Below are 24,998 nucleotides of genomic sequence, written 5' to 3'. Positions count from 1 at the left end.
GAGCTATCTGCGGACTTCGATGCTGCTCACGGCGACTGCCGCCCTGCTTGCCGCCTGCGCGGCGTCCACCGCCGGACTTCAGCGCGCTGTCACGCCTGCGCATGCTTCAGGCGAGGGAGTACCGGGTGAGAACCAACGGCCCTCCGCGGTGCCGGCCGCGGCGCTGAATCCCGGCCGAGCACCCGCGACCGCCGGCCCTGCTCATGTCCACTAACGCACCGAGGTACCGCATGACCCCTGCCCTTCGCCATTCCCGCCGCATAGCGGCCGCCTTTGCCGCTTTGCTGGCGCTGGCGACTGCGACGCCGGCCGCGGCCCACTCCGATCTGCACCATTCCGAACCCGCCGATGGCGCGGTGCTGCGCACCGCGCCTACCTCGATCTTTCTTGCCTTTCCCGTTCCGGTGCAGGTGATGACCCTGCGCCTGGTGGATCAGGCCGGGAAGGAAAGGCCGCTTCGACGTGAGGGTGATCGCACCGCCGCCACGAGCGAGGCCCGCGCCACGGTGCAGGGCACGCTGCCGCCGGGCGACTACCGGATCGAATGGCGCGGTGCATCGCCCGACGGACATGTCGGCGGCAGCGCGGTGCGGTTCCGCATCGAGCCGTCGCGGTGATTCTGGCGGCGCTGCAAAGCGGCCAGGTGGGGTATCCCGGCGCCGCCGTCGTGCTGCGCGCCGCCTACTATGTCGGCAGCCTCGGCGGGGCAGGACTGGCGTTTTTCGCCTTGTTATTAGGCTCCCGCCAGGAAGCGACCGATGCTGAGCGGCTGCGCCGCTGGGCACTGGGTGCTGCAGTACTCGGGTTACTGGCCGGGATCGGCGCGCTAGCCGCCCAGGTTGGCGTGCTCACCGACGGTGAAGCGCTCACCGATCCGGAGGTATGGAACGTCGTACTCGCCTCCCGGGCCGGCAGCTCCTACGGGCTGGGGGGTGCCGGCCTGCTGCTCGTCGCGTTGCTGGCCGTGGGCTCACGCTGGACGATACCTGCGGCTCTCGGTGGCGTTCTTGTTTGCGCCAGCTACGCCCTGCTCGGGCATACCACTATGCTGACACCGCGACCGGTTCTGGCGGGGCTGTTGCTGGTCCATCTACTGGTGGCCGCCTTCTGGATCGGCAGCTTGCTACCCCTCGCCTGGAGCGCCAGGCGTGAAGGCCCGGCGGCGGCGCACCTGGTCGAGGCCTGGGCGCGTGTCGCCATGATCGCCGTGCCGGTGCTCGCGGTGGCCGGCCTGCTGCTCGCCTGGTGGATTTTGGGTGGCGTGCAGCAGCTTTTTGCCTCCTGGTATGGCTGGGCACTTCTGGCGAAGCTTGCTCTGGTAAGCGTCCTGTTGGGCTTTGCCGCCTGGCACCATCGCCGACTAACCCCTGCCCTCGCTGCCAACATTCCAGGCGCAGGACGCCGGCTGGCTCGGTCGATCGCCATGGAAGCGCTGGTGGCCATGCTCGTGCTTTATGCGGCGGCCGAGATGGTCTCGACCTCCCCGGATACCCTGGTCCATGCAATGAACTAGCCTGTCGCTCAGGCACGCGGCAGTCCCGTGGAAGGGGTGGCCCGGTCTCCGCTTAAGGACGCTTTCTTTTGCAGCGAAGTGGGGCAACCCCGATACGGCGGACGCCTCGGCACGATAACCGGCTTTCCGCCACTCTCCTCTTCGCCCCGGAGCGACCAACCAGCACGATGTCGACCGTCGTCACGGATCGATCCATGGGCAGAGCAAGACCCAGAAGCGCCCTGCATCTGCCCTGCCAATGCAAGGCGCTTGCCCTGCATTGGCAGGGCATGTTATACTAAGTGCTTGCAGTCATTATGGTTCTATGACTCAATGAAACTCAGTTTAATCAGCCCCATCGCATGGTGACCCGCCGATCCGCCGACCCGCAATTCGACCTGTTCGTCCCCTACGTGGCGGACCTGCCGATGCGCGACCAGCGCGAGACGATGGAACGGCCCTTTTTCAGCCTTTCGAAGCGCAAGCGGCTGAAGGCCATCGAGTACACCAGCCGCGACGGTGTCTTCGTCCGCGTCACCGCCAACCCCGAATTCGGGATGGCGACGATCTGGGATGCCGACGTGCTGATCTGGGCGGCCTCGGTGCTCAACGAGATGCGCAAGCGCGGCATCAATGACCTGCCGCGTACGCTGCATTTCCATCCCTATGAGCTGCTCAAGACGATCTACCGGGAGACCGGCGGACGCGAGTACAAGCTGCTGCGCGAGGGGTTGGGGCGGCTGCAGGCCACTACGGTGGTCACCAACATCCGGGTCAGCCGGGGTAAGAAGCACCGTCAGTTCAGCTGGGTCGAAGGCTGGACCGACCTCCAGGACGAGGAGACCGGCGCCAGCCGCGGCATGACGCTGACGCTCTCGGAATGGTTCTACGAGGGCATCCTCATGGATGGCGGCCTGCTATCGATCGATCCGGTGTATTTTTCGATCACGGGCGGCCGCGAGCGTTGGCTGTACCGCGTGGCGCGTAAGCATGCTGGCGGCGCCGGGCCGGACGGCTTCGCCATCTCCCTGCAGACGCTGTTCGAAAAATCGGGCGCCGAAGGCACCTATCGCCGCTTCAAGTTCGAGATGCAGGCGATCGCCAACGAGAACAAGCTTCCCAACTTCAATCTGAGCCTCGAGCACGGCAAGGGCGAGCCACTGCTGCGCATGATCCGCCGGGATGCCACCCCGTCATCCGAGGAACCGTCATCAGTGCCTCCAGCGCCGCCTCGAGGGGCGAAACCTGCGCCGCCCGATCCGCCCCCTGCCCTCCCGCTCTTCCAGCCACGGCATGTCCTGTCCGCCGACGCCGTCGCCCGCATCCGCCGCGATTTTCCCGGCTGGGACCTTGACGAACTGCAGATCGAGTTTGACGGCTGGCTGGCCAGCAAGGAGGGCCGCGCCCCCGCAAATTACGAGGCGGCCTTCTACGGGTTTGTGCGTCAGCACCATGCCCGGCGCGCCTAAACCGGCTGTTCCTAATATCCCGATAGATGGCCTGCAGGCGCTACGGTTTCTGCGGGTTAGCGCCACCTGTGCCTAGCCCTGGTAGCCAAAGGGCGAGTTATCCACAGCCTATCGGGATATCAGGAACGGAGGCTCGGGACTTCAGGAACGGATCCACGGGACATCAGGAACGCGACCCTCGGGACTTCAGGAACAGATCCACGGGATATCAGGAACGGGCACTTCTCGTAAGTCACTGAAATTCGGAGCAGATTCGAGCGGTCTGAGGCCCTTAACTCTTTAACTCTAGTATATCTAACCTCTCTAACCCGCCGAGCCTGGGGATAAGCGTTCCCAAAGTCCCGACGACGACTGGCAGCAGCGGCACTGAAGGGAGAAACGGCGAGCGCTACGCGCTCCAGCTGTTCGTCGAGCCGACCCGCATTCACCGTTCCCGATCGAACGAGAACGACCGAGCTATGATGGTCATCGACAAGTGGACTCCATGACCGCCCTCCCCTGTGGAACGGAAAAGATTGGCTTGCAGAAGGGGTGCGCGACGAATGGCACCGCCAGTGCCCCATAGCTGCGCCAGGAAGGCAGTGAAGCCAAAAAGTGCCCCCTCGGGTGCTGCGGAGGCATCGGCTCCGTCTGTGGGCTTCCCTGAGCCTTAACCGATGTCGAAGAAGCGAATGAAGCGGTCCGGCCAGGGCAGGATCCGCCGGCGATCGGTCCGCCGAGATTTCTGAGCTTCCGCCCTTTTGCGCCGTTGCCCTGCGAAAGCCCTGCATCGGCAGGCGCCCTCCGCGGCTTATTCGCCACACCGGTCCGCCGATCCGCTGCTGCGGCATCGATTTTGACGCGTGCGGTTTGACGACGGCCTCGCAACTGCTCATGGTTGCCCTGCAAACGCAGGGCGCATGCAAGGCGAACGCCCTGCCTTCGCCCAGCACAACCGACGGCGGAGCCCTATGAAAATCACGGTGCTGAACCAGAAGGGAGGCGTGGGAAAAACCACGGTCTCCGTCAATCTTGCTTACGGGCTGGCACGGGCCGGCAAACGTACGCTGCTGATCGACCTCGACCCGCAAGCCCATTCCACCGCGATCTACTGCCCCCAGGTCGATAAGGACGCCACCATCGGGGCGGTGTTCGAGGACCGCAAAACCGACCTGTCCGCTCTGGTGCGTCCCGCCGAAGCGAAAGGTGAGGCGACCACCAATCTCTCGATCATCCCGTCCAACATCCACTTGGCGGTGACCGCCGAGCGGGTCATCTCGCATCACTTCCGGGAGCAGATCCTCGACCGGGCGCTGAAGCGCCTGAAAGATACCTACGATGTCATCCTGCTGGATTGCCCTCCAAATCTCGGTGTGATCACGGCCAACGCCATCTACACCGCGGATACCATCCTGATCCCCACGACCTACGGAAAATATTCCCTCGACGGCATCGCCGATCTCTTCGCCTCGATTGAAGTGCTCCGGGGCGAGCGGCCAGGCGGACGTTTTATCCTGCGCAACGCCTTCGACAGCCGGAACCGCCAGACCAACGATTACGTCAATCGCGAGCTTGAAGGGGTGAAAGACCTGCTGCTGCAGACGGTGATCCGCAAGACCGAGGCGATCAACCAGGCCCAGATCACGGGCGAGCCGATTTTCACCTTCGATCCGAGCGGACATGGGGCTCAGGATTTCGAGGCGCTGACGCAGGAGGTGCTGCGTCATGGCTAAGCGGCAGCTCGGTGGGGCAGGGGGCAGCAAACTGGGCCAGTTGGCCATCAGCACGGCCGAGACGAGCGCGGCCGACCGGCCCGCCATCAAGCGCGAGACAGTAGGCCGCCGCCGCAATCACACGGTACGCCTGAGCGGCACCGAGGAAAGCCGCCTGCAGCGCCTTGTGGCACGCGTCAGCGAAGAGGCTGGCCGCCCCATCAAAGATTCCGATCTCCTGCGCGGCCTGCTGGTGCTTGGGGAAAAGGCCGATGCCCGGGCCCTGGTCGACGCCGTTCGGCACGCCCGCTCCGACATGGACTGAGCAGGCAGGACAGTCGCCCTGCACATGCCCTGCCATTGCAGGGCATGTTCCCTGTTTTTCGGATTTAAAGCGGCCCGCGGCAGTGACTGCAGCGTTCCGCATCCTCACCGCCTTGGCGGTCTGCCCACCATTGGGCCGTCGCGCACAGCCATTGCACCCCGTGCTGCTGAACTGTCTGCTGCAACAGCTCCACCAGCGGTGGCGGCAGCGCACCCAGCAGCTCGGGATGCAGCTCTCGGAGGTGCTGCATGACCTCACGGGAGAGTTCGCCCGACGCCAGTTGCGCTTCACACACCAGCGCCGTAGCACCGCTTCCATCTTGTGGCCTGCTCGGCCGTAGGCAGGACATTTTTCGTCTCCGCTGCCACCCTGGTCGACCCACCTAACCCAAATCGTGACCTCCCGAACGGCCGGCGGATTATTGCTGGCGGGTGAAGCCTGGGTGAAAGTTTCACCGCGCGGAGCCTCCGTGCTTGATCGGAGGAGCTGCCATGTCCTTGCCCAAGAAGAACAAGATCATGATCTTGTTCCTGTCACCAAAGAGCCGGTGGTGGAACCGGATCCTCAAATCGCCACGCGGCATCAAGCAGGTGGATATTCTGGCGGAAGCCGACATTGCTGCGGCGACCTGGCATTACTGGAAACTGGGCCGGCCGATCGATGAAGGGTTTGCCGAAGAGGTATTTCGCGCCGTAGAAAATACAATCAAAGCAAAACAATACGGCCCGGGCGAGAAAGAGCAGATTCTAGACCGCATCGAGGAAATACGTGACGTTTATTTTCTGCCGGAGCCTGGCGAGCATCTCTATGACACGGCTCGCCGGTTCGGCATGGATATCAGCACGGCTCAGCAGATTATCGACAACATCATCTATGACCACTGGCCGGTCTTTCCCTCGCTCCTGTATCCGGCCGACCAGACTGGTCGCGCTCAGGCCAGCCAGCGCCTCGCCGCCTATGGCGGTGCCTACCGGATGTGGATGCGGCGCGGCTCGGAATGGCTGTTATGCGGACTGCGCGTCCGCTACGTGCTGAAGATCCGGCGTGGCCTGGTCATCCGATGCAAGCTGAATGTGCCCATCATCAACCGTGAGCCGAATTACCCACCGTACTGGGAATATGATGGTTTCCTGCGCGTCCTCTCCAACAAGGTGTTCTGGATGTTCGAGAAGCGTAATTACAGCCATCGTGGCGACTACATCCACTTCATCACCGATATCGGCGAGGTTCTCGAGCAGCGGATGACCTTCGTCGGGACCTACCTCACCACCGGCCAGGATACCGACCAGACCATCGTCAGCAGCGACGTGATGCTCCGGCGGCTACGCGAGGAAGAGGTGTCAAAGATGGAGGAGGAGATGCATTCCCTGGCGAGCATCGTGCGGGGAGCGGCTGCACACGACCTGGATCGGCAGCTGGACGCCTTGAAGACCGCCCGGCGCCGCTCGGGTCTGTCCGACGTGGCGGAGTAAACGGCAGGGCAGGCGGCTGGCGTTTGCCCTGCTTTCGCAGGGCATATGCAGGGCGTAGATTTGCCACTATGGGGTGCTCGGTAAAGTCGCTGTCGCAGGAAGGGGAGGGGGCGGTCGCCGCAACTTCTCCTGCCACAGCGGCCGCTTGGCCCAGCCGTCAGGGAATGCCATGGCCTCAAGCGGCAGGGCAGGGTAGGCCTCCAGCAGCGCCCGCAGCTGGGTGGCAAAGCCGGTCTCCATCGAGATCGCCTTGTTCAGCAGCTGCAGGACCACACAAAAGCCGAATAGCCGGTCATTGCGACCATCCATGTAGGCCTTATGGGGCGTATGAACGTGCGGCTTAATGGTGAAAACGCGGTTCCATACCCGCCCGTGATGCGCCACCAGATTGCGCAAATAGGAGCAGGCAAACAGCCACGAGCCGACCAGCTGGTGGGGTAGGCCGAAGGCCTTGGCAATGCGGTACTGGTGGGTGTGGCCGTTCAGGTTGCGGTAGATGTTGGCCACCGTGCCGAAGGGCAGGGCTTCGAACACCATCCAGCTCGGCGGCATCACCGGCTGGTCATAGTCTTCGTAATATTGCCGGACCGAGGCGTGCCGCTTGCGCGGGTCGGTGTGTCCGATATCCGCCTGGATCCTGGCGATGGTCTCGCCAGAACGGACCGGATCGGAATAGTGGGCCGCGTCGAGGTACCAGTGCGGCCCGTGCCGTACGCTCATATCGTTGGAGATGACCGTGCGCGCGGCAATCTCGATGCGCTCCAGCACGGGCAGGAGCAGGCCACGCAGTGCCTCATCGAAGCGAACGATGCTGAGCACGTCCTCGAAGCCGGTGCCGGCACGGTAGCAGATGGTAGATGCCGCCGGGTCGAGCAGTGGCTGTGCGTAGTCGGTGAAGCGGTAATAGCTGACCACGGTGAGTGTATGGCGGGCCAGCGGCTCATCCACGATGAGCATACCGCGCGCCCGCAGTCGCGCGAGCTGGTCGTCGACCGAGAGGGCAGGGCGGCTATAAATACGGACGGCCATAATAAAAAACCGCCCTAGTACGCATCACGGTCCGAAAACCGGAGAGGCGAGGGCGGTGTTGATGAAAGCAATCTAGCGAAGCAAGACCGTAAAGTCAAGTTTGTCGTCCTGAACGTCCGCTCCCGCCCCCTATCCCTTGGCGCGACGAAACTGCCAGGTATTCGCCTCGATCAGGACCGCGCAGTCCGTCTCATCGTTCCACACAGCTGCCCCTAAGCCCCAGTAGAAACGGTGCACCTTGGTCCCACTTTGGTTGGTGACCTCGGTGTTGGTGCCCTTGCCGGTCCGGACGGAGACAAGCTCCCCCTTCTTGACGGCTTTCTTAGGAAACCAGAAGAGATGGCGCAGCCGGTTGGAGACCTTTCCGTTGTCCAGGAACGTGCTGTCCGCCAGGAGATACTTGCCGACGTCGCAATCTTCGTTTGCCCGCAGGAGCACATGCTCCTCCGCGGCTTTGCCGTGGTTATGGACCGACACGACTTCTAGTTTCATCGCCATAGGGCTGGTACTTCCTATCTGTAAAAACGCCCTGCATGTGCAGGGCATATGTAGGGCATGTTGGGTGATTAACCCTTGGGCGGGAAGCGATCCTTACCGTGGCTGTCACGCTCCCGGATGCGGCCGTTCTGCCCATGGATGAGCAACTCCGTGCCCTGGTTACCGGACACCTCCCGTCCGCGGCTGATCGCTTCCTGCTGGGTGCTATGCACCGAGCTGGCGCGTTCGCTACCGGCGCCTCGCACCGCCCACCCATCGGGATGCGGCACAATATGCTGGTTTCGCTTGGTCATCGTGATGGGCCTTCCATCGGTGAAGTGGCTAGCGGGGTGTTGGAGACAGGCGGGCGGGTGCCGGTATCGCGGCACCAATCAATCGCGCCCTGCTTCACCCAGAAATGGCAGCGGCAGGCGTTCGTCTGATGCACGGACGGGCTGATGCTTGGTCGGCGAAGCCAGTCGAGGGAGACGCCCCATCGCGGCCGGCGGGTGGGATTGAGCGACAACTGCAGGCGCGCCCCGCAGCCACCGGGGCAACGGAAGCAGACCCATTTCTGGCGTCCGCCATCCTCGACGACGACCAGCCTACCTGCCGGCAATTCCTCGGGGGTTGGATGGCGGTCCATCGTACGAGCCACCAAATCCGGCCGCTTGATGGCGCCCAGGCTGACCAGGAGCCGGCGAAGCGCGTCGCGCCACATGGCTAACCGACCCGATCCAGGAACGGCTCAAGATCGGCGCGCCCCCAGTAGCCGCTGTCGCTGCAGACCGGGCAGTTTGGATCCTGGGTGGCACCGGGGCGGCGGTCCTCCAAACGGTCGAAACGCCGTGCCCGCTGCCACACCCAGCCGTCAGGCCCGCGAAATCCGGTCAGGCCCTGCAGTAGTTCATCCACCGCCATGCAGGCCGTGGCCGTGGTGAAGGTCACCACCGCCGGCGCCGGATTACCACCACCGCGAACGTAAGCTTCGCGCTTGCGTCGCTCATGCTCCTCGGGTTGCTTGCGGCGCAGATCCTCGTCGCGCGCCATCCTCGGATCGACGATGCCCCGGCACAGAAGGCAGGGTGCGCCCGGCGTCAGCACCGTCACACGGCCGGTCAGATCACGCAGGCCACCGCCCGGGGCCGGATCGATCGCCAGCCCCATATCGATCACCGGGATCAGGTAGAAATAGGCAAGGCGGTTGAGCAGCAGCCGACCGTCATGGTCATCCGTGCAGCCGAAGATGACGTCGCAGGATTTCAGGACGTCGCGGCAGGCCGGGTCACCAATCCAGCCGCGCACCGGCACCACCCGCGTGCCGAGGCCCATCTCGGTGATCTCGCGCGCGAGCGTCTCGACCTTCGGCCGCATGGCATCGGCGTCCGCCCGCCGTGCTCCGTGGAGCCGGTTCAGGTTAGTAACCTCGACGATATCATCGTCAAACAAAGCGAGCTGGCCTACGCCGAGGCGCGCCAGCAGCACCGCCGTCGGGCTGCCGGTGCCGCCGCACCCAACCACGCCGACGCGTAAGGCACGCAGCCGGGGGGTAAGCTCCGGCCCGAAGGCCAGGGCTTGGCGGGCAAAGGCCTCGAGGCCACCGCTTCCCGGTGCCGGCGCACCGTGGAAGGTGAGGTGCCGCCCGACGACCCGGACCGGATCCGCCGCGACCGGGGCATGCAGATCCGGCCACAACCGCGCCCGCACCGCGCCGTCGCCGATCAGCAGCACGCTGAGCAGGGCCGCATCCTCGCCATTGCGATTTCGCGCCAGGCGAGCCAGCTCGCGCTCATTGCGGTCATCCTGGTCGGAAAAGCGGTCCGGACCACGCGGATGCGCGTGGACAATGCCCGCGACCAGACCCTCCTCCTTGGCCCGCTTCAGCAGGCGCACGAAGGACATGGTCGACCAGGTGACATGCGTATGGCTGGCCGATACCGCGTCTTCCGGCGGAATCGGCAAAACGGCATAGGAGGTAAAGCGCCGCCGGCTTCGCCGCTCCCAAGGGTCGCGGGCGATCCGTGCCTCCCCGCAAAGCAAATAGGCCGCCGCTTCGACCCCATCCTCGCGTAGGACCAGGCCGCGCAGCGCTTCCAGATGCGGCTCCTGCAGGGTCAGATCGACGGGCGTCATGCCGCCACCGCCAACGCCGTCTCGACGCGCTTCACCATGGTCCAGATGCCGTCGACCCCTGAGCGCCACGCATCGTTGTGGCGAGACCAGCGCTGCCAATTCTGGCTGCCAAATACGAAGGACTGGTCGGCGGTGTTGGGGTACCGATTCGCCGGCACCAGGCGAAGCCAGGGCAGGGCATAGAACATGTCGGGGGCGACGTCCGGGTAGCCCGCCGGCAGAAGAATCAGAATGTCTGCCGCCGCAGCGTCGAAGCGCCCAGCCGGCAGGGGCACGCCGCGCAGGATGACGGCCTTCTGGCCGCCTTCCTCGATTTCATCAAAGCGCATGTCGCGCCCGGTCAGATACCGCCGGCATTTGAGGGGGAGGGCGGTCACCGATCAGCCCTCCGTGGTCTGGACGATGCCGGTGAAGAAATGCTCCACCCCACGGGCGGCGAGATCCACCATCTCGCTATCCCCGATCGGCCGGTCATCCGCGCCGCGAACCTCCAGCCAGACGCCGTAAGTCTGGGGATCAACGCCGGCAAGCGACTTCAGCGTCCGGCCCGAGATGAACGTGCCGCCCCATTCAAACTGCCGGCCGTCCAGCTCGAACCGAAGAGACCGGTCATTACGGAAAATCAGAAATTTCTCGATGCCCCGTTCGCGCAGGTCGGTGGTCTCATCCGGTCGCAGCCCTTCCAGCAGGCCGTTGCTCAGCAGCTGGAACACCGAATGCTCGCTCGCCGGGTGCGCGCCTGCGGCATCCAGCAGCTGCTGCCCGGTTGGCACCGGATCCGCGATGATAGCGGGCCGGTAGGCGAGCTCCTCATTGCCGAACAGCACCCGGTACGGGCCGTGCTCGCGGGGGCGCCGGCCCGCCAGGGCAGTGCTGGCGAGGTCCTCGATCTCATCCTGTGACGTATCAACCATAGTTTCAACCTTTCCGTAACGGTTTGCCACCTGTAGCGGGCATCCCCCTTGCTCTTGTCGGGTTCGCCATGCCATCTATGTCTAGTATAGCGATATATGTCGAAAGCGACAAGAAATTTATGCCGAAAACGCCATGACCACCGACCAGTCCGATATTTTCAAGGACCGGCTGCGCGCCGCGCGCGAACTGAAGGGGATGAGCCAGAGCGAGCTGGCCGCTACCGCCAAGCTTCCAGCGAGCTCGATCGCCCATTTCGAATCGGGGGCGCGGAAGCCTTCGTTCGATAATCTGCGCCGCCTCGGCATCGCGCTGATGGTGACGACGGATTACCTGCTCGGCCGGGTCGACATCCCGGATATGGCAGGCGCCGGCGATCCCCTATTCCGCCACATGGCGAATATCAGTGGCGCGGATCGGCCTCTGGCCGAGGAAATGCTGCGGCTTTTGGCCGAGCGAAACCAAAACCGGCGTAAAGACGAGACATGAGTGGCGCGAAACCCAAGCATCCAGACCTTCGTCGCCGATCGATCATCAACCAGGCCGAACGGATTCTCGAAGACGAGGGACTGAACTCGCTGCCAGTCGACATCGATGCACTCGCTGCATCACGTGACATCATTGTTCAGGCCAAGCCGGATGCTGCCGCGGGTGTCTCCGGCATGTTACTGCGTTTTGGAAATGACTTTGGTATCTACTATTCCACTCATATCCCGAGCGTCGGCTATCAACGATTCAGCATTGCCCATGAGCTCGGGCATTTCTTCATTGAAGGCCATGCCGAGCAACTGGTGCCAACGTCGGGCAGCATGCATCAGTCCCATGCCGGTTTCGCCTCCGACGATGTCATGGAGCGCGAAGCCGACTACTTCGCCTCCGGCCTGCTGATGCCTACCGACCCGTTTCAGCGCGAGATGCGCCGCCGTGACGACGGTCTTGAAGCGATTATGGAGCTATCGGAGCTCTGCTGCTCGTCGCTGACGGCCACGGCTATCCGGTATGCCGATCTAAGCCGGGGTGCGATCGCGGTCATCGTCAGCAGTGGACCTATCGTTGAGTTCGCCTTCCTGTCCGAAGGCATCAAGTCGCTGAAGGACATCCGTTGGTTGCGCAAGGGTGCTCCCGTACCGGCCGGTACGTTGACGGCACGCTTCAATGCCGACGCGCAGCGTGTACAGGCTGCCGGCCGCGATGACGATGATATCGACATCTCGGACTGGCTGAGTGGCCAGTCGGTGCGGGGCAGGGAAGAGGTGATCGGCCTCGGCGGCTATGGACGGACGCTGACGGTGCTAACCTGCACCGTCAGGGACGACACTTATGACGACGAGCAGGACGAAGAAGAGGCGCTGACCGAGAGCTGGACGCCGCGCTTTCACAAGCGTTGAGGTGCCGGGTATCTCTCAGTGCTTTCGAGGGCTTTGTCCAACGGCACGATGCGCCTTCGCCGCACTCGATGGCAGCTTCAATCGCTGTTTGCGGTACAGGAGGCGACGGAGGTAACGGCGACCATAAAGGTCGCCGTCAGCGTAAGGGCGATAAGCATTGGTCGCTTGCACTCCGTGCCGCGCCTATGACTATGTCCTGAACCCACGTCGCCCTCCTTCTGACGCTGTTAGTCTGCGTATTCCGACGCGTGAGCCGCCGGCGTGGTGGGCCGAACGATTGGAGGTGCTTCCTCCTCCTCCGGGCGCCGGACAACGCCGGCGCCAAGGCGGATATGCAGCGCGGGAAGGACCAGCAGCGTCAGCACCGTGGCGCTGATCAGTCCGCCGATCACCACGGTGGCGAGCGGCTTTTGCACCTCGGCGCCGGTGCCGGTGGCGATCGCCATCGGCACGAAGCCGAGGGAAGCAACCAGCGCCGTCATAACCACCGGCCGCAGCCGGGTCAGGGCGCCTTCGACCACCGCCTGGGCATGCGGCATGCCCTCGGCCATGAGCTGGCGGATGCGGGAGACCATGACCAGCCCGTTTAGAACCGCCACGCCGGATAGAGCAATGAAGCCCACGGCGGCCGAGACCGAAAACGGCATGTCGCGCAGCCATAGCGCCAGAATGCCGCCGGACAGGGCCAGTGGCACGCCGCTATAAACCAGCACAGCATCGCGCCATGATCTTAATGCCCCGTACAGTAGGATCAGGATGGCTGCGAACACCACCGGGATAACGAGCATCAGTCGGGACCGCGCCGCGGCCAGATTCTCGAACTGTCCACCCCATTCGAGGAAATAGCCGGCCGGCAGCCTGACGTCGGCAGTGACACGCTCCTGGACTTCTGCCACCAGCGAACCGATGTCGCGGCCACGGGCATTGGCCTGGACCACGATGCGGCGCTTGCCGTTCTCGCGGCTCACTTGATTCGGGCCTTCGGAGAAGGCGAAGCTGGCCACATCCCGCAAGGGCACGCTGGCTGCCTGGCCGTTGGAGGTCGGCAGCGGCACGGGCAGGTTCCGCAGTGCTTCCAGATCGCCCCGGATCGCATCCGAAAGGCGCACCACGATGTCAAAGCGCCGGTCACCCTCAAACACGAGGCCGGCCGGCCGGCCACCTACAGCCACCGCCACCACCTCCTGCACATCGGCGGCGGCCAGCCCTCGCCGGGCCGCTGCTGCTCGGTCAACACGAATATCGAGGAAGGGCAGGCCGCTGGCCTGCTCGACCCGTACATCGGCGGCACCCTGGGTCTCCCGCAGGATGCCGGCGATGCGGTTTGCAGTCGCCAGCATCGGCTCGAACTCGTCGCCGAATACCTTGATCGCCAGATCGCCCCGTACCCCAGCGATCAGCTCGTTGAACCGCATCTGGATCGGCTGAGTGAACTCATAGGCATTGCCGGGCAGCTTGCTCACTGCTGCCGAGAGACGCTCGACCAGCTCGTCTTTCGTCAGCGACGGATCCGGCCACTCCTCCTTTGGCTTCAACATGATGAACGTATCGGAGATATTCGGCGGCATCGGGTCGGTCGCAACCTCCGCCGTACCCGTTTTGGAAAAGACGAAGGCGACTTCAGGGAAACGCGACAGGGTGCGCTCAATCCTCAGCTGCATGGCCTGCGACTGCGCTAGGCCCGTGCTTGGGATGCGGACCGCCTGGACCAAGAGATTGCGCTCGTCCAGGGTCGGGGTGAACTCCTGGCCGAGCCGCGTGAACAGCAGCAGCGACAGGCCGAACAAAGCCGTGGCGCCAAGAATGAAGGGCAGGGGGCGGCTGACCGATCGCTGGAGCGCCGGCGTGTACGACGACTTCAGCCGGCGGACCAACCAGTTTTCCTGCTCCTGCACCCGCCCGCTGATGACCAAGGCCACCGCGGCTGGCACGAACGTCAAAGACAGAAGGAACGCCACCACGAGCGCGATCATCACTGTCAGCGCCATCGGCGCAAACATTTTTTCCTCCACCCCGGTAAAGGTCAGCATCGGGACGTAGACCAGGATGATGATCGCCTGGCCAAACACGGACGGGCGCACCATCTCCGCCGCTGAGACCTGCACGGTCTCCAGCCGCTCGCGCCTGGTCAGGACCCGGCCGGCATGCTCCTGACGTTCGGCGAGGTGACGCAGGCTGTTTTCCGCGATGATGACGGCGCCGTCCACGATCAGTCCGAAATCCAGCGCGCCCAAGCTCATCAGATTGGCCGACAGTCCTGCTTTCAGCATGCCGGTCGCGGTCAGGAGCATGGTGACCGGGATCACGGCGGCGGTGATCAGGGCGGCGCGCAGGTTGCCGAGCAGCAAAAACAGCACCGCGATGACCAGCAAGGCGCCTTCCGCCAGGTTCTTGGCCACCGTGTGGATGGTCGCCTCCACCAGCGTCGTGCGGTTGAGGACCGTCTGCACCCGCACCCCGGGCGGCAAAGTACGCACCACCACCTGCATCTTGGCATCGACCGCCGCCGAGACGGTACGGCTGTTGCTACCTAGCAGCATCAAGGCGGTCCCGACGACCACCTCCTCGCCGTCATGGCTGGCGCTGCCCGTCCGCATCTCCTGGCCGAGCTCGATGGTTGCCACGTCCCGCAGCCGGATCGGGGTGCCTGCCCGGGTGGCGACCACCACGTCGCGAATTTCCTCCAAGCTCGTGATGCGCGCATCGGCGCGCACCACGAAGCCCTCGCCGCCGCGCTCCACATAGCCGGCGCCGATCGCCGTGTTGTTGCGCTCCAGCGCTTCAATCAGTTCGCGGAAGGTCAGGCCGAGACCGAGCAAGCGCTGCGGATCCGGTCGGACATGGTACTGCTTGATATAGCCGCCGATGCCGTCCACCCCGGCGACCCCCGGCACGTTGCGAATCTGCGGCCGGATGATCCAGTCCTGTACGGTCCGCAAATAGGCGAGGCGCTGCGCGGGCTCGCGCAAACGCTCACCCTCCGGCGTCAGGTAAGTCCCATCGCCCTGCCAGCCAGGCTGGCCATCGCGCGGCGCCGGCCGCGCCGGGTCGCCGGCCGGGGCATACTCGACCGCCCACATATAGATTTCGCCGAGGCCGGTGGTGACCGGACCCACTCGCGGCTGGGCCCCGGGCGGCAGGGCCTCGTCCGCCTCACGCAGCCGCTCGGTGACCTGCTGGCGGGCAAAATAGATGTCGGTACCGTCCTCGAAGATCACCGTGACCTGCGAAAAGCCGTTGCGGGAGATCGAGCGGGTCGCGTGCAGACCTGGAATGCCCGCCATCGCCGTCTCCACCGGAAACGTCACCTGCTTTTCGACCTGCGCGGGAGCCAGCGCCGGCGCGACCGTGTTGATCTGCACCTGCACATTGGTGATGTCGGGCACCGCGTCGATCGGCAACCGGTTCAGCGCGCCGATCCCAAGCGCGGCCACGACCAGCGTGCCCAGCACGACCAGCCAGCGACGCGCGATGGAGAAGGCAATCAGACGTTCGATCATGACCGGGCCCTCAATCTTCGTGCTCGGCGTCGGACTTGCCGAGTTCAGCTTTCAGGATGAAGCTGCCTGCTGCGGCGACCTGCTCGCCCGGCTCCAGGCCCGAAAGTACCTCCGCCACGCGCTCATCGCGCCGGCCCAGGGTGACCTTGCGTTTCTCAAAGCCTTCTTCGGTGCGCACAAACACGACCGTCTCTGCCTCGACGGTCTGTAGCGATTCAAGCGGCACCCGCCGCTCGACGGGCTGTTCTTCGGCCGCGATCGCGGCGGCCACAAAGGCACCGGGCCGCCAAGCCGTGTCCGCATTAGGCAGCTCAGCCACGGCCCGCGCCGTACGGGTCTGCGTGTCCAGCACTGGGCTGACGAAGATGATGCGCCCTTCCCGCGGCTGCTCCACGCCCGCACCGGTGACCAAAACCGTCTGACCTTCCTGCAGGAAAGCCAGGTCGCTGGCAGAGATCGTCATCTCGACCCAGACGACAGAAAGATCGGCCACCACAAAGGCTTCCGTCTCCGGTGTCACGGAGGCGCCTACATCAATGCGGCGGTCAGTGACGCGTCCCGCCAAGGTGGCGCGTACCTCCTGGCGTCGGAGCGCCTCGGTTGGCTGCCCCGGGAGCGCAGTGATCTCCTGTGCACCGAGCCCCAGCGCCGACAGCCTGGCGCGGGAAAGGTCGAGCTGGATGCGCGCCTCCTCGGCATCGGTGCGGGCTTTCAGGAAATCCTGTTCCGCCGAGATTTTCCGCTCCCATAGCCGGCGTTCCCGGTCGGCCGTTGTACGCGCCAGGGCTTCGGTGCGCAGCGCCGCCAGATAGCCGGCCTTGGCCTCGGCAATTTCGCGGCTTTCCACCACGGCCAGCACGTCGCCACTGGCCACGGTGTCGCCCAGCCGCCGGCGCAGCTCCGTCACCGTCCCCGCCACGCGCGCCGGCACCCGGGCCAGACGATCCGCACTGGCCGTGACGGTGCCGGGCACCGTCACATGACGGGCAATCGTGCCGCCGCTGACTTCGACCAGCTGGATGCCAGCCGCCTCGATCTGCTCGGCGGTCAGATGCACCTCGCCTTCGGCGTGCTGCTCGCCACCGCGCTCTCGGCTGGCCTCCCCCGCTTCTTTCTCTTCTGCTACCGTTGCGGCAGGCGGTCGTGTCCAAAACGCATGCAGGGTAGCATCGACCGGGCGGATACCAACGCCAGCGACGGCGCCGACCAGCATCGCGCTAACGGCCAGGCCGGTCAGGGTGGTGAAACGGGTCGTTTTCATGGCCGGCCTCCTGGGCTGTTAGGTTGCATGGGACCGATCAGCGGGCCGCCACTTAAGCGGTCCACCTCGGCACGGCGGGTATGGAGCTCTCGCAGCACGTCGTTCAGCTGGCCGCGTGCCTCGAACAGGGTGCGCTGTGCATCAAGCACCTCAAGGAAAGAGAACTTGCCCTCGCGGTAGCCTTCGCGGGCATAGCCAAACGCGCGCTCCGCCGCCGGCAGCGCGGTGCGACGCAGGGCGTCAGCCTCGTGCCAAGCGGCCTCGTAACGCTGGCCGGCGTCTGCCAGCGAGGCTTCGAGCGTCCGGCGTGCCTGCTGGCTCGCCAGCTCGATGCGGGTCAGATCGGCGCCGGCGCGCGCGATGTTGCCCTGGTTCCGGTCGAACAGCTGCAGCGGCACGGACAGGCCCACCACGAAGGCAGTGTCCCTCGCGGTCGCAGACGCCTCGCGGTACTGGCTAACGGACCCGTTCAGGGTAACATCTGGGGTGGCCCGCCGTCGCTCCAGGTCCAGGGCTGCACGGGCGCGTGAGACGGCATCATCAAGCCGGGCATAGTCCGGGTTGTTGGTTGGACGTCGACCGTTGACGGCTGGGGCCGGGCCAATCTCCGTAAACCAGGTATCAGCGGTACGGCCGACGAGCTCGACGTCCTCTGCGGCGAGGAGAACCGCCAGCCCGCGACGCGCCACTGTCGCTTCCCGCTGTGCCCGGTCCCGCGCGATCGAGGCAGTAGACAACGCGGATTCTGCGCGCAGTTGTTGCGCCGGCGCTTCGCGGCCGGCATTCACCCGTTCGCGCGTCGCCCGCAATACCTCCTCGGCAAGACGCTGGCGTTCCTGCTCGATGTCCACGGCGCGCCGCGCCGCGATGGCCTGGGCGTATGCCGTGCGGACATCGCGCACCAGGTCGAGCCGTGCGGCGGCCAGGTCGTGCCCGGCAAGGATCACGTCGCGGGCGGCCACCGTAGTTCGAGCGGCGCGCTGGCCGCCGATCTCGAGCCGCTGGGACAGGCCGGCGCTTGTCTCCAGCGGGCGTCCGCCCCGGTATGGGCCCGAGCCGCTATTGTTCTGGTTGCTGAGTTGGAGCTCAGGGTTCGGTCGCAGCCCGGCCTGGAGTTCCTCACCCCGGCTTGCGCGGACCGCCGCCTGCGCCGCACCCAACGTTGGCGAGCGCTCCAGCGCAAGCGTCACGGCGGCTTCCGGTGAGGCGACCCGGAGGGTGCTACCCGGAAGAGGGGCCGCCGACCGATGAGTCGCGTCGCGGGCATGGGCCGTTGTCACGGCGGTTGGCATGGCCACCACCAGTGCGGCCAGCAAAGCAGGCAAAGAGGGGGTACGCATCACGCTGTCCCTGAACACAGTTCTACAAGCGACCGCATTCTTCGCGGCCGCACGGATCAAGACCGGGGTTTAGACGCGGGGTGGTTGCAGCGGCGGCGCGTCCTGGCGTGATGTCCGCATCGGTTCACGCGGGATCGGGCCATAGGCCACGGTGCCGAGCGTTGGGGGAGCGAAAGTAGCCGTATAATCGGCGCGCATGCCGCCATGGCACAGGCAACGAACACCATGGTGGCCAGCGACGGCACCTTTTTCCTGGGGAAGATCACTGTCCGGGGCGCAATCGAAGCACTCGGACCCGGTGAGAATGGAACCTGCGCCAACCGCCGGGTAGGCCAGGGCCACCGTGGAGACCGCCAATGCTGCGACAAAAAACACGAGCACCAGCAGGCTGATCAGCCCATGGCGGCGGCCAGCAGTCGTGGGGCGGAAAGGAAGGGTATGAGGCACGGAGGAAGCAGAAATCCTGTTATGTAATAACGTATCAGATACGCCGTAGCACAGTGAATATAATCTGGTCATCGGCTACGGTCAGTATTTATTTTGATTTCAGCCATGAAGACATGGCGCGTCCGTCCGCTTATGTTCTACTAAAGGCGCTATTTCCCGGTTCCGTGTGACGTTTTCAGGCTTCAGCCTGCCACGTTGAGCGTACAAGCGAATAGGCGCCGTGCACATCAGCCGATGCTCGCCAGCCAGGGAAAGGCGCGTAGCATCCAGCCGGCCACGGTGGTCAGCTCGCCGGCGGCGATGGCGACGCCGGCTGCCACCATCACCGCACCGCTGGCCAGGCGCAGCCCATGGCCGAGCCGTCCCAGTCGCCGGCCGCGCGCCAGCAGCGCCGGCAGATAAAGAGCAGCAAGCAGGAACGGCACGCCAAGGCCGGCCGCATAGGCGGCCAGCAGCGCCACACCTCCGACCGGGGCCATGGCACCGGCGGCCAGCACAGCAGCGAGCACCGGGCCGATGCAGGGCGTCCAGCCGAAGCCGAACGCGATACCGATCAGCACGGCCGACACCGGATTGCCGCCGGCATCGGGCGCGGCAAAGCGCAGGTCGCGCGCCAGCGGCGCCAGCCGCAATAGCCCCATCTGCAGCAGACCGAGCAGCACGATCAGCATGCCGCCCGCGATAGACAATTCATAACTCCACCGCCGCAACCAGCCGCCGAGCAGGGTGGCGCCTGCGCCAAGGGCAACAAACACCGCCGAGAAGCCGAGCACGAAGAACAGAGCGAGCCGCAGCGTGCGCCAGGGACGCGCCTGCGCCTGGGCAAGGTTCGCGCCGGCCACCCAGGCCACGTAACCCGGCACTAGCGGTAGCACGCAGGGCGAGAGGAACGACACCAGTCCGCCGCCGAACGCGAGAAACAGGCCGAACGCCGACAGCTCAAGCATCATGAAGGGAAGGCGGCCTTATCATCTCAGAGCGCGCGGGTACGAGGGCCGCACCACGTGCGGCCCTCGGCATCTACGGATGGTAGCAGCCCTAGCGTGGCATCGCGGGCGCGTTCGGCTGGGCAGGCGTCGGGAGGTTGGCTCGCTCCTCCAGCTGCCGCACCCGCTGATCCAGCGACGCCATGCGCTGCATCATTGGGCACGGGCAATCCATCATCATGCCGCCTTGGCCCTGCATCATTGGCATGTGCTGCATGCCGGGCATCTGCTGCATGCCCGGCATGCCACCTTGCGGTGCGCTGCCCTGAGCAAACGCACCGGCAGTGGCAAGCGCTCCTGCGAGCATGATCGCAGGCAGTGCAATGATTTTGCGCATAAAGCCTCCTTTGTCGTTGGGACCAGTGGATGGAACGACCCTCCCTAGTGGGAAGGGTGCAGGGCGAGTACCGCGATGGCAGCTCACGCTTCCCGCCTGCTCAGCGCGCCGCCCTTAGGCGCGCGCAGCTCGGCGATCAGCAGCAGCGCCACTCCGAGCACGATGACGCTGTCCGCCAAGTTGAAGGCCGGCCAGTGGTAATCCTGAGCATGAAAATCCAGGAAATCCGTCACCGCGCCGTGGCGCAGGCGGTCCACCAAGTTGCCGAGCGCCCCGCCGATAATCAGGCCGAGCGCCGCCGCCTGGGTACGGCTCTGCGCCCGCTTCAGCCATATCAGCAAAGCCACCGTGATCGTGCCGGTCAGCAGGATCAGCAGCCAGCGGCCGGCTGGGTGATCGCTCGCCAGTAGTCCGAAGGTGACGCCCCGGTTATGCACCAGCACCAGGTCGAGGAAGGGCAGCACCTCGATTCCGCGTGCCAGGGCAAGTGTCGCCAATGCCGCCGCCTTCGTCGCCTGGTCGATGGCGAAGGCGAGGGCGGCGAAGGCCAGCCCCCAGACCAGAAAACGGCTTGGCCGGGCCTGCATCAGGGCGTGGCCTCGGCCAGGTCGCGCCGGGCGTCCCGGATGATCGACCAGGCGGATTGCAGGAACAGCCCGGCGATCACCAGGGCCACGGCGAGATCGGGCCACGCCGTGCCGGTCCACCAGACCAGGCCCGCTGCTATCACCACGGCGGCGTTGCCGATGGCGTCGTTGCGCGAGAACAGCCAGACCGCGCGCACATTGGCATCGCCCGTGCGGTGCGGGATCAGCACGGCGGCGGCCGCGACGTTCACCACCAGGGCAATCGCCCCGAAGATGCCCATCAACTCGGAATCCGGCTGGTTGAGCACCAGCACCCGGTAGCCAGTAGCGACCAGCACACCCAAACCAAGGACACCGAGAAATATGCCCTGGATCAGCGCCGAACGCGCGCGCCAGACTAGGCTCCAGCCAATAGCCAACAGGCCAAGGAAACTGATCAGGCCGTCGCCCAGGAAGTCGAGCGCGTCGGCCTTCAGCGCCTGGCTGCCCGCGAGGAAGCCGCCGACGATCTCCACCAGGCCGTAACCGACATTCAGCGCGACCACGATCCACAGTGCCCGCTTGTAGCCGGACGTGATGTGGCTGAGGTCTTTCGGCAGTTCGTCATCATCGCCGCCGCCCTCGACAGGGGCGGGCCGGTCCAGCCAGTCGAGCTGGTAGCCGAGGCCGGTGATGGTGCGCTCGATCTCCGGCAGGCGGGCGTCAGGATTGTCCAGGCGCAGCGTCATGATCTGTGAGGCGAGGGAGACCTTCACCTTCTCCACGCCGCCGACCGCCCGCGTTGCCTGCTCGATCTTGGCGGCACAGGAAGGGCAATCCATGCCGGTAATGCGGTAGCGCGCCGTGACGGGCGCGGAGGTCGTGGTGGTACTCATCGTCGCCCTTCTCGTATCAGTGGTGGATGATATGTCGCATCATATCAGTGGAACTCAATATGTCGAGCTGGTAGATAAAGAGACCATGCGGCTCGATACCCCAGCGCAAACACTTGATCTTCAGGCAAAGCTGTTTCGTGGCTTGGCCGATCCTTCGCGCCTGGCGATCCTGACTGCCTTGTGCCGCGGGCCACTGCATGTCGGCGCCGTGGTGGCCGCTACCCGGCTCAGCCAGTCGAACGTCTCCAATCACCTTCGTTGCCTGAGCGAGTGCGGACTGGTGCAGGCCGAGCCGCGCGGCCGGTTCGTGTATTACCGGCTCGGCGATGCGCGGGTCGGTGAGCTGTTACAGCTGGCTCTGGATCTCCTGGGCGGCGTGGCGGATGGCATCGCTGCCTGCGACCGCTATGGGGACGAAACAGCCAAGCCGTGCACCTGAGGTTGCCCGTCACCTACTCGCCCGGTGCGAGACCAAGCGGTCCTATGTGGCGCCTTTGAAACGGTAGCCGAGCAACCGCAGCGCATTCAGCGTGACCAGCACCGTGGCACCGGTATCGGCCAATACGGCAGGCCAAAGTCCGGTGATTCCGGCCACCGTCGTGACCAGGAAGATCGCCTTCAGGCCAAGGGCAATGGCCACGTTCTGGTGGATATTGGCCAGTGTTGCCCGCGACAGCCCGACTAGAGCAGCGACATCCATGACGCGGCTGTTCAGCAGCGCAGCGTCGGCCGTCTCCAAAGCCACATCCGTCCCACCGCCCATGGCGACCCCAATCGAGGCCGCCGCCAAGGCCGGCGCATCGTTGATGCCGTCGCCGACCATGGCGACCGGCGCCTGGGCTTTCAGCGCGCCGATTTCCCGCAGCTTGTCCTCCGGCAGCAACCCCGCCTTCACCTCAAGGCCGAGGGCTTCGGCAATGGCGCGGCCGGTGCGAGGATTGTCGCCGGTGAGCATGACAGACTGAACGCCAAGGGCATTAAGCGCCCGGATACCAGCCGCTGCATCGGCGCGCGGTTCGTCACGGACCGCGATCAGGCCAGCGGGTACGTTATCCACCGCCACGACGACGACCGTCTTCCCCTCATTTTCCCAGGCGGTGATGGCCCATTCCGCCTCTGGCGTCAGCGGCGCCTGCTCGGCCGCATAGGACGGAGAGCCGACACTGACCCGCTTGCCGGTAATGATGGCCTCGACGGCCTTGCCGGGGATGGCTCGCGCGTCCTTGGTCGGGCGCAACGGAATACCATCCGCCGCAGCCCGCTCCAGGATGGCGCGGCCAAGCGGGTGGCTCGAGCCGTTCTCGACCGCTGCCGCCAGCCCCAGCATCGTCCGCTCGGAGCCGGACAGAGCTTGGACGTCAGTCACACGCGGGCGGCCTTCCGTCAGTGTCCCGGTTTTATCGAAGGCCACGGTCCGGATACGGCCGATGATTTCCAGGGCGCCGCCGCCCTTGACCAGCAAACCGCGCCGGGTGCCAACCGCCAGCCCGGAGGCGATGGCGGCTGGTGTCGAGAGTACCAGGGCGCAGGGGCAGGCCACCAGCAGAAGCGCCAGCCCTCGGTACACCCAGGTGTCCCAGTCCGCCCCGAAGAGCAGTGGCGGCGCCACGGCAACCAGCGCCGCCACAGCCACCGCAATGGGGGTGTAGATGGCGGAAAACCGCTCGATGAAGCGGGCGGTCGGGGCTTTGGCCTCCTGTGCTTCCTCGACCAGGCGGATGATGCGGGCGATGGTGTTGTCCGAGGCGGGCTTGCTGACCTGGACCTGCAGCGCGCCGGAAGCATTGACGCTGCCGGCGAATACCAGATCGCCCTCCGTCTTGGCGACGGGCACGGATTCTCCGGTGACCGGACTCTCATCGATCTCAGACTCGCCTTCGGCCACGACGCCATCGGCCGAAACCCGGTCTCCCGGCCGTACCAGCACCCGATCACCCACTTTCAGCTGGGCGGCAGGCACCTCACGCGCCGTACCGTTCTCCACCAGTAGGGCGGTTCGCGGCACCAGGCTGCCCAACGCTTCGATACCTGCCCGGGCCCGGCCGGCCGCCACATTTTCCAGCAGTTCGCCGATGGTAAACAAGAACACCACCACCGCCGCCTCGGACGTCGCGCCAATGAGGATCGCGCCGACCGTGGCGATCGACATCAGCATTTCGATCGAGAACGGCGAGCCGGCGCGGGCCGCCGCAATCGCCTTACGGCCGAAGAAAGCCAGGCCAAGCAGGGCGGCGGGCAGGTACGCCCAATGCTCCAGATCAGGAAGGGCCAGCGAGGCGGCAAAACCGGCCGCCGTCAGGGTCGCAATAGCAGCCGCCAGGCGAGCTTTGGTGCCTTTCCACCAGGGCAGGGGGGCGCGGCCAGGCCCCGCATCCCCGGCCGCGGCGCTTACGTTACCCGCTTCGACCCGCAACGCCTCTACAGGCGCGATGCCGTAGCCCAGCTTGCGGACCTGCTCCTCGATTGCCGTTCGAGATGTGGTCGTCTCGTCCAGGCGGAACGCCAAGACCTGGGTGCCATAGTTGACGCGTATATCCTCAGCACCGGCTACCCGACCCACGGCCGTTTCGATTTTTGAGGCGCAGCTGGGGCAGTCCATGCCCTCCACCCGGTATCGCAGGGTTGCTCGCGGCTTTGCGCCTACACTTACCAGATCGCCGTCCGCCATCGTCGTTTTCCCATCCTGGAGCGCATCTCGGATTGCCCGAACCACGCGCCACCCTCTATATGGACCCTGTAGCCACTACAGGGTCAAGGACGATGGAAGCAGATACCACCTTCAATATTGGTGTCCTGGCGAAAGCGACCGGCACGAAGGTGGAGACGATCCGTTGGTACGAGCGGGTGGGGCTGCTCTCCGCTCCTGATCGTACGTCCGGCAATTACCGGGCGTACGGCGCCGCGCACCTTGCCCGCTTGAGTTTCATCCGGCGCGCCCGCGACCTTGGCTTTTCGCTGGATCAAATCCGCACGCTGCTGGATATCGCCGAGCAACAGGACCTGCCCTGCGAAGCCGTCGATGTGATTGCCCGTCAGCATCTGGAGGAAGTGGAACGCAAGATTGCCGACTTGCAGGCGCTGCGCCGGGAGCTGGACTCCCTGATCGGACAGTGCCGGCATGGCCGGGTCGCCGAGTGCCGGATCATCGAAGCGCTCGCCCCAACCGGAACATAGGCACATCTACACGGTACGTCCGAGCCCACCGCCGAAACACCAGATCTCTCCCCTGGGCATGACTTCATCGCTGCGATAGCTTCGCAGTCGCAAATCTACAGGC

Annotated in this window: 26 protein-coding genes; 10 read left to right on the top strand and 16 right to left on the bottom strand. The window is 65.2% G+C overall.

Going from position 1 to position 24,998, the window contains the following annotated elements; all coding sequences use genetic code 11:
* Positions 1 to 230: 230 nt before the first annotated feature.
* The 6 genes from HJG45_RS24645 to HJG45_RS24620 all read left to right on the top strand — a co-directional run bounded on the left by HJG45_RS24645 (position 231) and on the right by HJG45_RS24620 (position 6,449).
* Complete coding sequence (locus tag HJG45_RS24645; protein ID WP_165943569.1) at positions 231 to 617, top strand: copper resistance CopC family protein; 387 nt, start codon at positions 231 to 233, stop codon at positions 615 to 617.
* Positions 614 to 1,513 carry a copper resistance D family protein gene (locus tag HJG45_RS24640; protein WP_240757062.1) on the top strand — a complete coding sequence of 300 codons (900 nt, stop codon included), beginning with the start codon at positions 614 to 616 and terminating at the stop codon, positions 1,511 to 1,513. Before HJG45_RS24645 ends, HJG45_RS24640 begins: the two co-directional genes overlap by 4 nt.
* A gap of 341 nt (positions 1,514 to 1,854) precedes the next feature.
* Positions 1,855 to 2,961, top strand: coding sequence for a replication initiator protein A (locus HJG45_RS24635; protein WP_171616073.1), 1,107 nt, complete (start codon positions 1,855 to 1,857; stop codon positions 2,959 to 2,961).
* A gap of 950 nt (positions 2,962 to 3,911) precedes the next feature.
* On the top strand, positions 3,912 to 4,673 hold the full coding sequence (locus HJG45_RS24630; RefSeq protein WP_302479806.1) for a ParA family protein: 762 nt from the start codon (positions 3,912 to 3,914) through the stop codon (positions 4,671 to 4,673).
* Positions 4,666 to 4,977 (top strand): hypothetical protein, encoded by a 312-nt coding sequence (locus tag HJG45_RS24625; RefSeq protein ID WP_171616069.1) that lies wholly within the window; start codon positions 4,666 to 4,668, stop codon positions 4,975 to 4,977. Before HJG45_RS24630 ends, HJG45_RS24625 begins: the two co-directional genes overlap by 8 nt.
* A 491-nt stretch (positions 4,978 to 5,468) precedes the next feature.
* A complete protein-coding gene (locus HJG45_RS24620; protein WP_171616067.1) occupies positions 5,469 to 6,449 on the top strand; it encodes a hypothetical protein in 981 nt (326 codons plus the stop codon).
* 66 nt (positions 6,450 to 6,515) lie between these two features.
* Here the strand turns inward: HJG45_RS24620 and HJG45_RS24615 are convergent, their stop codons facing one another.
* The 7 genes from HJG45_RS24615 to HJG45_RS24590 all read right to left on the bottom strand — a co-directional run bounded on the left by HJG45_RS24615 (position 6,516) and on the right by HJG45_RS24590 (position 11,032).
* Entirely contained in the window at positions 6,516 to 7,478 is a 963-nt protein-coding gene (locus HJG45_RS24615; RefSeq protein ID WP_171616065.1) for an Abi family protein, read from the bottom strand.
* A 129-nt stretch (positions 7,479 to 7,607) separates the two neighbouring features.
* Positions 7,608 to 7,976, bottom strand: coding sequence for a hypothetical protein (locus HJG45_RS24610; protein WP_171616063.1), 369 nt, complete (start codon positions 7,974 to 7,976; stop codon positions 7,608 to 7,610).
* 68 nt (positions 7,977 to 8,044) lie between these two features.
* A complete protein-coding gene (locus HJG45_RS24605; RefSeq protein WP_171616061.1) occupies positions 8,045 to 8,269 on the bottom strand; it encodes a DUF2188 domain-containing protein in 225 nt (74 codons plus the stop codon).
* A complete protein-coding gene (locus HJG45_RS29525; protein WP_368040676.1) occupies positions 8,266 to 8,601 on the bottom strand; it encodes a DUF6527 family protein in 336 nt (111 codons plus the stop codon). The genes HJG45_RS24605 and HJG45_RS29525 overlap by 4 nt, the downstream gene beginning before the upstream one ends.
* A 77-nt stretch (positions 8,602 to 8,678) precedes the next feature.
* Positions 8,679 to 10,088: a ThiF family adenylyltransferase gene (locus HJG45_RS24600; protein WP_171616059.1), complete on the bottom strand. Its 1,410-nt coding sequence runs from the start codon at positions 10,086 to 10,088 to the stop codon at positions 8,679 to 8,681.
* A complete protein-coding gene (locus HJG45_RS24595) occupies positions 10,085 to 10,465 on the bottom strand; it encodes an E2/UBC family protein (RefSeq protein WP_171616057.1) in 381 nt (126 codons plus the stop codon). Before HJG45_RS24595 ends, HJG45_RS24600 begins: the two co-directional genes overlap by 4 nt.
* Positions 10,466 to 10,468: 3 nt before the next feature.
* A complete protein-coding gene (locus HJG45_RS24590) occupies positions 10,469 to 11,032 on the bottom strand; it encodes a multiubiquitin domain-containing protein (protein ID WP_217363032.1) in 564 nt (187 codons plus the stop codon).
* 103 nt (positions 11,033 to 11,135) lie between these two features.
* Between HJG45_RS24590 and HJG45_RS24585 the strand changes: the two genes are divergently transcribed.
* Both HJG45_RS24585 and HJG45_RS24580 read left to right on the top strand, forming a co-directional pair.
* Positions 11,136 to 11,489, top strand: a complete 354-nt coding sequence (locus HJG45_RS24585; protein ID WP_171616055.1) for a helix-turn-helix domain-containing protein — start codon at positions 11,136 to 11,138, stop codon at positions 11,487 to 11,489.
* Entirely contained in the window at positions 11,486 to 12,388 is a 903-nt protein-coding gene (locus tag HJG45_RS24580; protein ID WP_171616053.1) for an ImmA/IrrE family metallo-endopeptidase, read from the top strand. Before HJG45_RS24585 ends, HJG45_RS24580 begins: the two co-directional genes overlap by 4 nt.
* Before the next feature lie 227 nt (positions 12,389 to 12,615).
* Here HJG45_RS24580 and HJG45_RS24575 read toward each other — a convergent pair whose 3' ends face one another.
* From HJG45_RS24575 to HJG45_RS24540, 8 genes are all read right to left on the bottom strand, one after another.
* Positions 12,616 to 15,888: an efflux RND transporter permease subunit gene (locus HJG45_RS24575; RefSeq protein WP_171616045.1), complete on the bottom strand. Its 3,273-nt coding sequence runs from the start codon at positions 15,886 to 15,888 to the stop codon at positions 12,616 to 12,618.
* A 10-nt stretch (positions 15,889 to 15,898) separates the two neighbouring features.
* Positions 15,899 to 17,149 carry an efflux RND transporter periplasmic adaptor subunit gene (locus tag HJG45_RS24570; RefSeq protein ID WP_171616043.1) on the bottom strand — a complete coding sequence of 417 codons (1,251 nt, stop codon included), beginning with the start codon at positions 17,147 to 17,149 and terminating at the stop codon, positions 15,899 to 15,901.
* Positions 17,146 to 18,339, bottom strand: coding sequence for a TolC family protein (locus tag HJG45_RS24565; RefSeq protein WP_171616041.1), 1,194 nt, complete (start codon positions 18,337 to 18,339; stop codon positions 17,146 to 17,148). Before HJG45_RS24565 ends, HJG45_RS24570 begins: the two co-directional genes overlap by 4 nt.
* Before the next feature lie 219 nt (positions 18,340 to 18,558).
* Positions 18,559 to 19,008 (bottom strand): hypothetical protein, encoded by a 450-nt coding sequence (locus HJG45_RS24560; protein ID WP_171616039.1) that lies wholly within the window; start codon positions 19,006 to 19,008, stop codon positions 18,559 to 18,561.
* Between the two features lie 155 nt (positions 19,009 to 19,163).
* Entirely contained in the window at positions 19,164 to 19,886 is a 723-nt protein-coding gene (locus HJG45_RS24555) for a cytochrome c biogenesis CcdA family protein (protein ID WP_171616037.1), read from the bottom strand.
* An 88-nt stretch (positions 19,887 to 19,974) separates the two neighbouring features.
* Complete coding sequence (locus tag HJG45_RS24550) at positions 19,975 to 20,259, bottom strand: hypothetical protein (RefSeq protein ID WP_171616035.1); 285 nt, start codon at positions 20,257 to 20,259, stop codon at positions 19,975 to 19,977.
* A gap of 83 nt (positions 20,260 to 20,342) precedes the next feature.
* Entirely contained in the window at positions 20,343 to 20,846 is a 504-nt protein-coding gene (gene lspA, locus HJG45_RS24545) for a signal peptidase II (RefSeq protein WP_171616033.1), read from the bottom strand.
* A complete protein-coding gene (locus HJG45_RS24540) occupies positions 20,846 to 21,721 on the bottom strand; it encodes a cation diffusion facilitator family transporter (RefSeq protein ID WP_217363031.1) in 876 nt (291 codons plus the stop codon). Before HJG45_RS24540 ends, lspA begins: the two co-directional genes overlap by 1 nt.
* Between HJG45_RS24540 and HJG45_RS24535 the strand changes: the two genes are divergently transcribed.
* Positions 21,711 to 22,160 carry an ArsR/SmtB family transcription factor gene (locus HJG45_RS24535; RefSeq protein WP_368040673.1) on the top strand — a complete coding sequence of 150 codons (450 nt, stop codon included), beginning with the start codon at positions 21,711 to 21,713 and terminating at the stop codon, positions 22,158 to 22,160. The genes HJG45_RS24540 and HJG45_RS24535 overlap by 11 nt on opposite strands.
* Positions 22,161 to 22,202: 42 nt before the next feature.
* Here HJG45_RS24535 and HJG45_RS24530 read toward each other — a convergent pair whose 3' ends face one another.
* Positions 22,203 to 24,389: a heavy metal translocating P-type ATPase gene (locus HJG45_RS24530; RefSeq protein ID WP_254452761.1), complete on the bottom strand. Its 2,187-nt coding sequence runs from the start codon at positions 24,387 to 24,389 to the stop codon at positions 22,203 to 22,205.
* Between the two features lie 92 nt (positions 24,390 to 24,481).
* Between HJG45_RS24530 and HJG45_RS24525 the strand changes: the two genes are divergently transcribed.
* Positions 24,482 to 24,895, top strand: a complete 414-nt coding sequence (locus HJG45_RS24525) for a helix-turn-helix domain-containing protein (protein ID WP_171616031.1) — start codon at positions 24,482 to 24,484, stop codon at positions 24,893 to 24,895.
* Positions 24,896 to 24,998 lie beyond the last annotated feature (103 nt).

The organism is Roseicella sp. DB1501, assembly GCF_013112485.1.
GTDB lineage: Bacteria > Pseudomonadota > Alphaproteobacteria > Acetobacterales > Acetobacteraceae > Paracraurococcus.
This window is presented reverse-complemented; position numbering and strand designations above follow the sequence as displayed.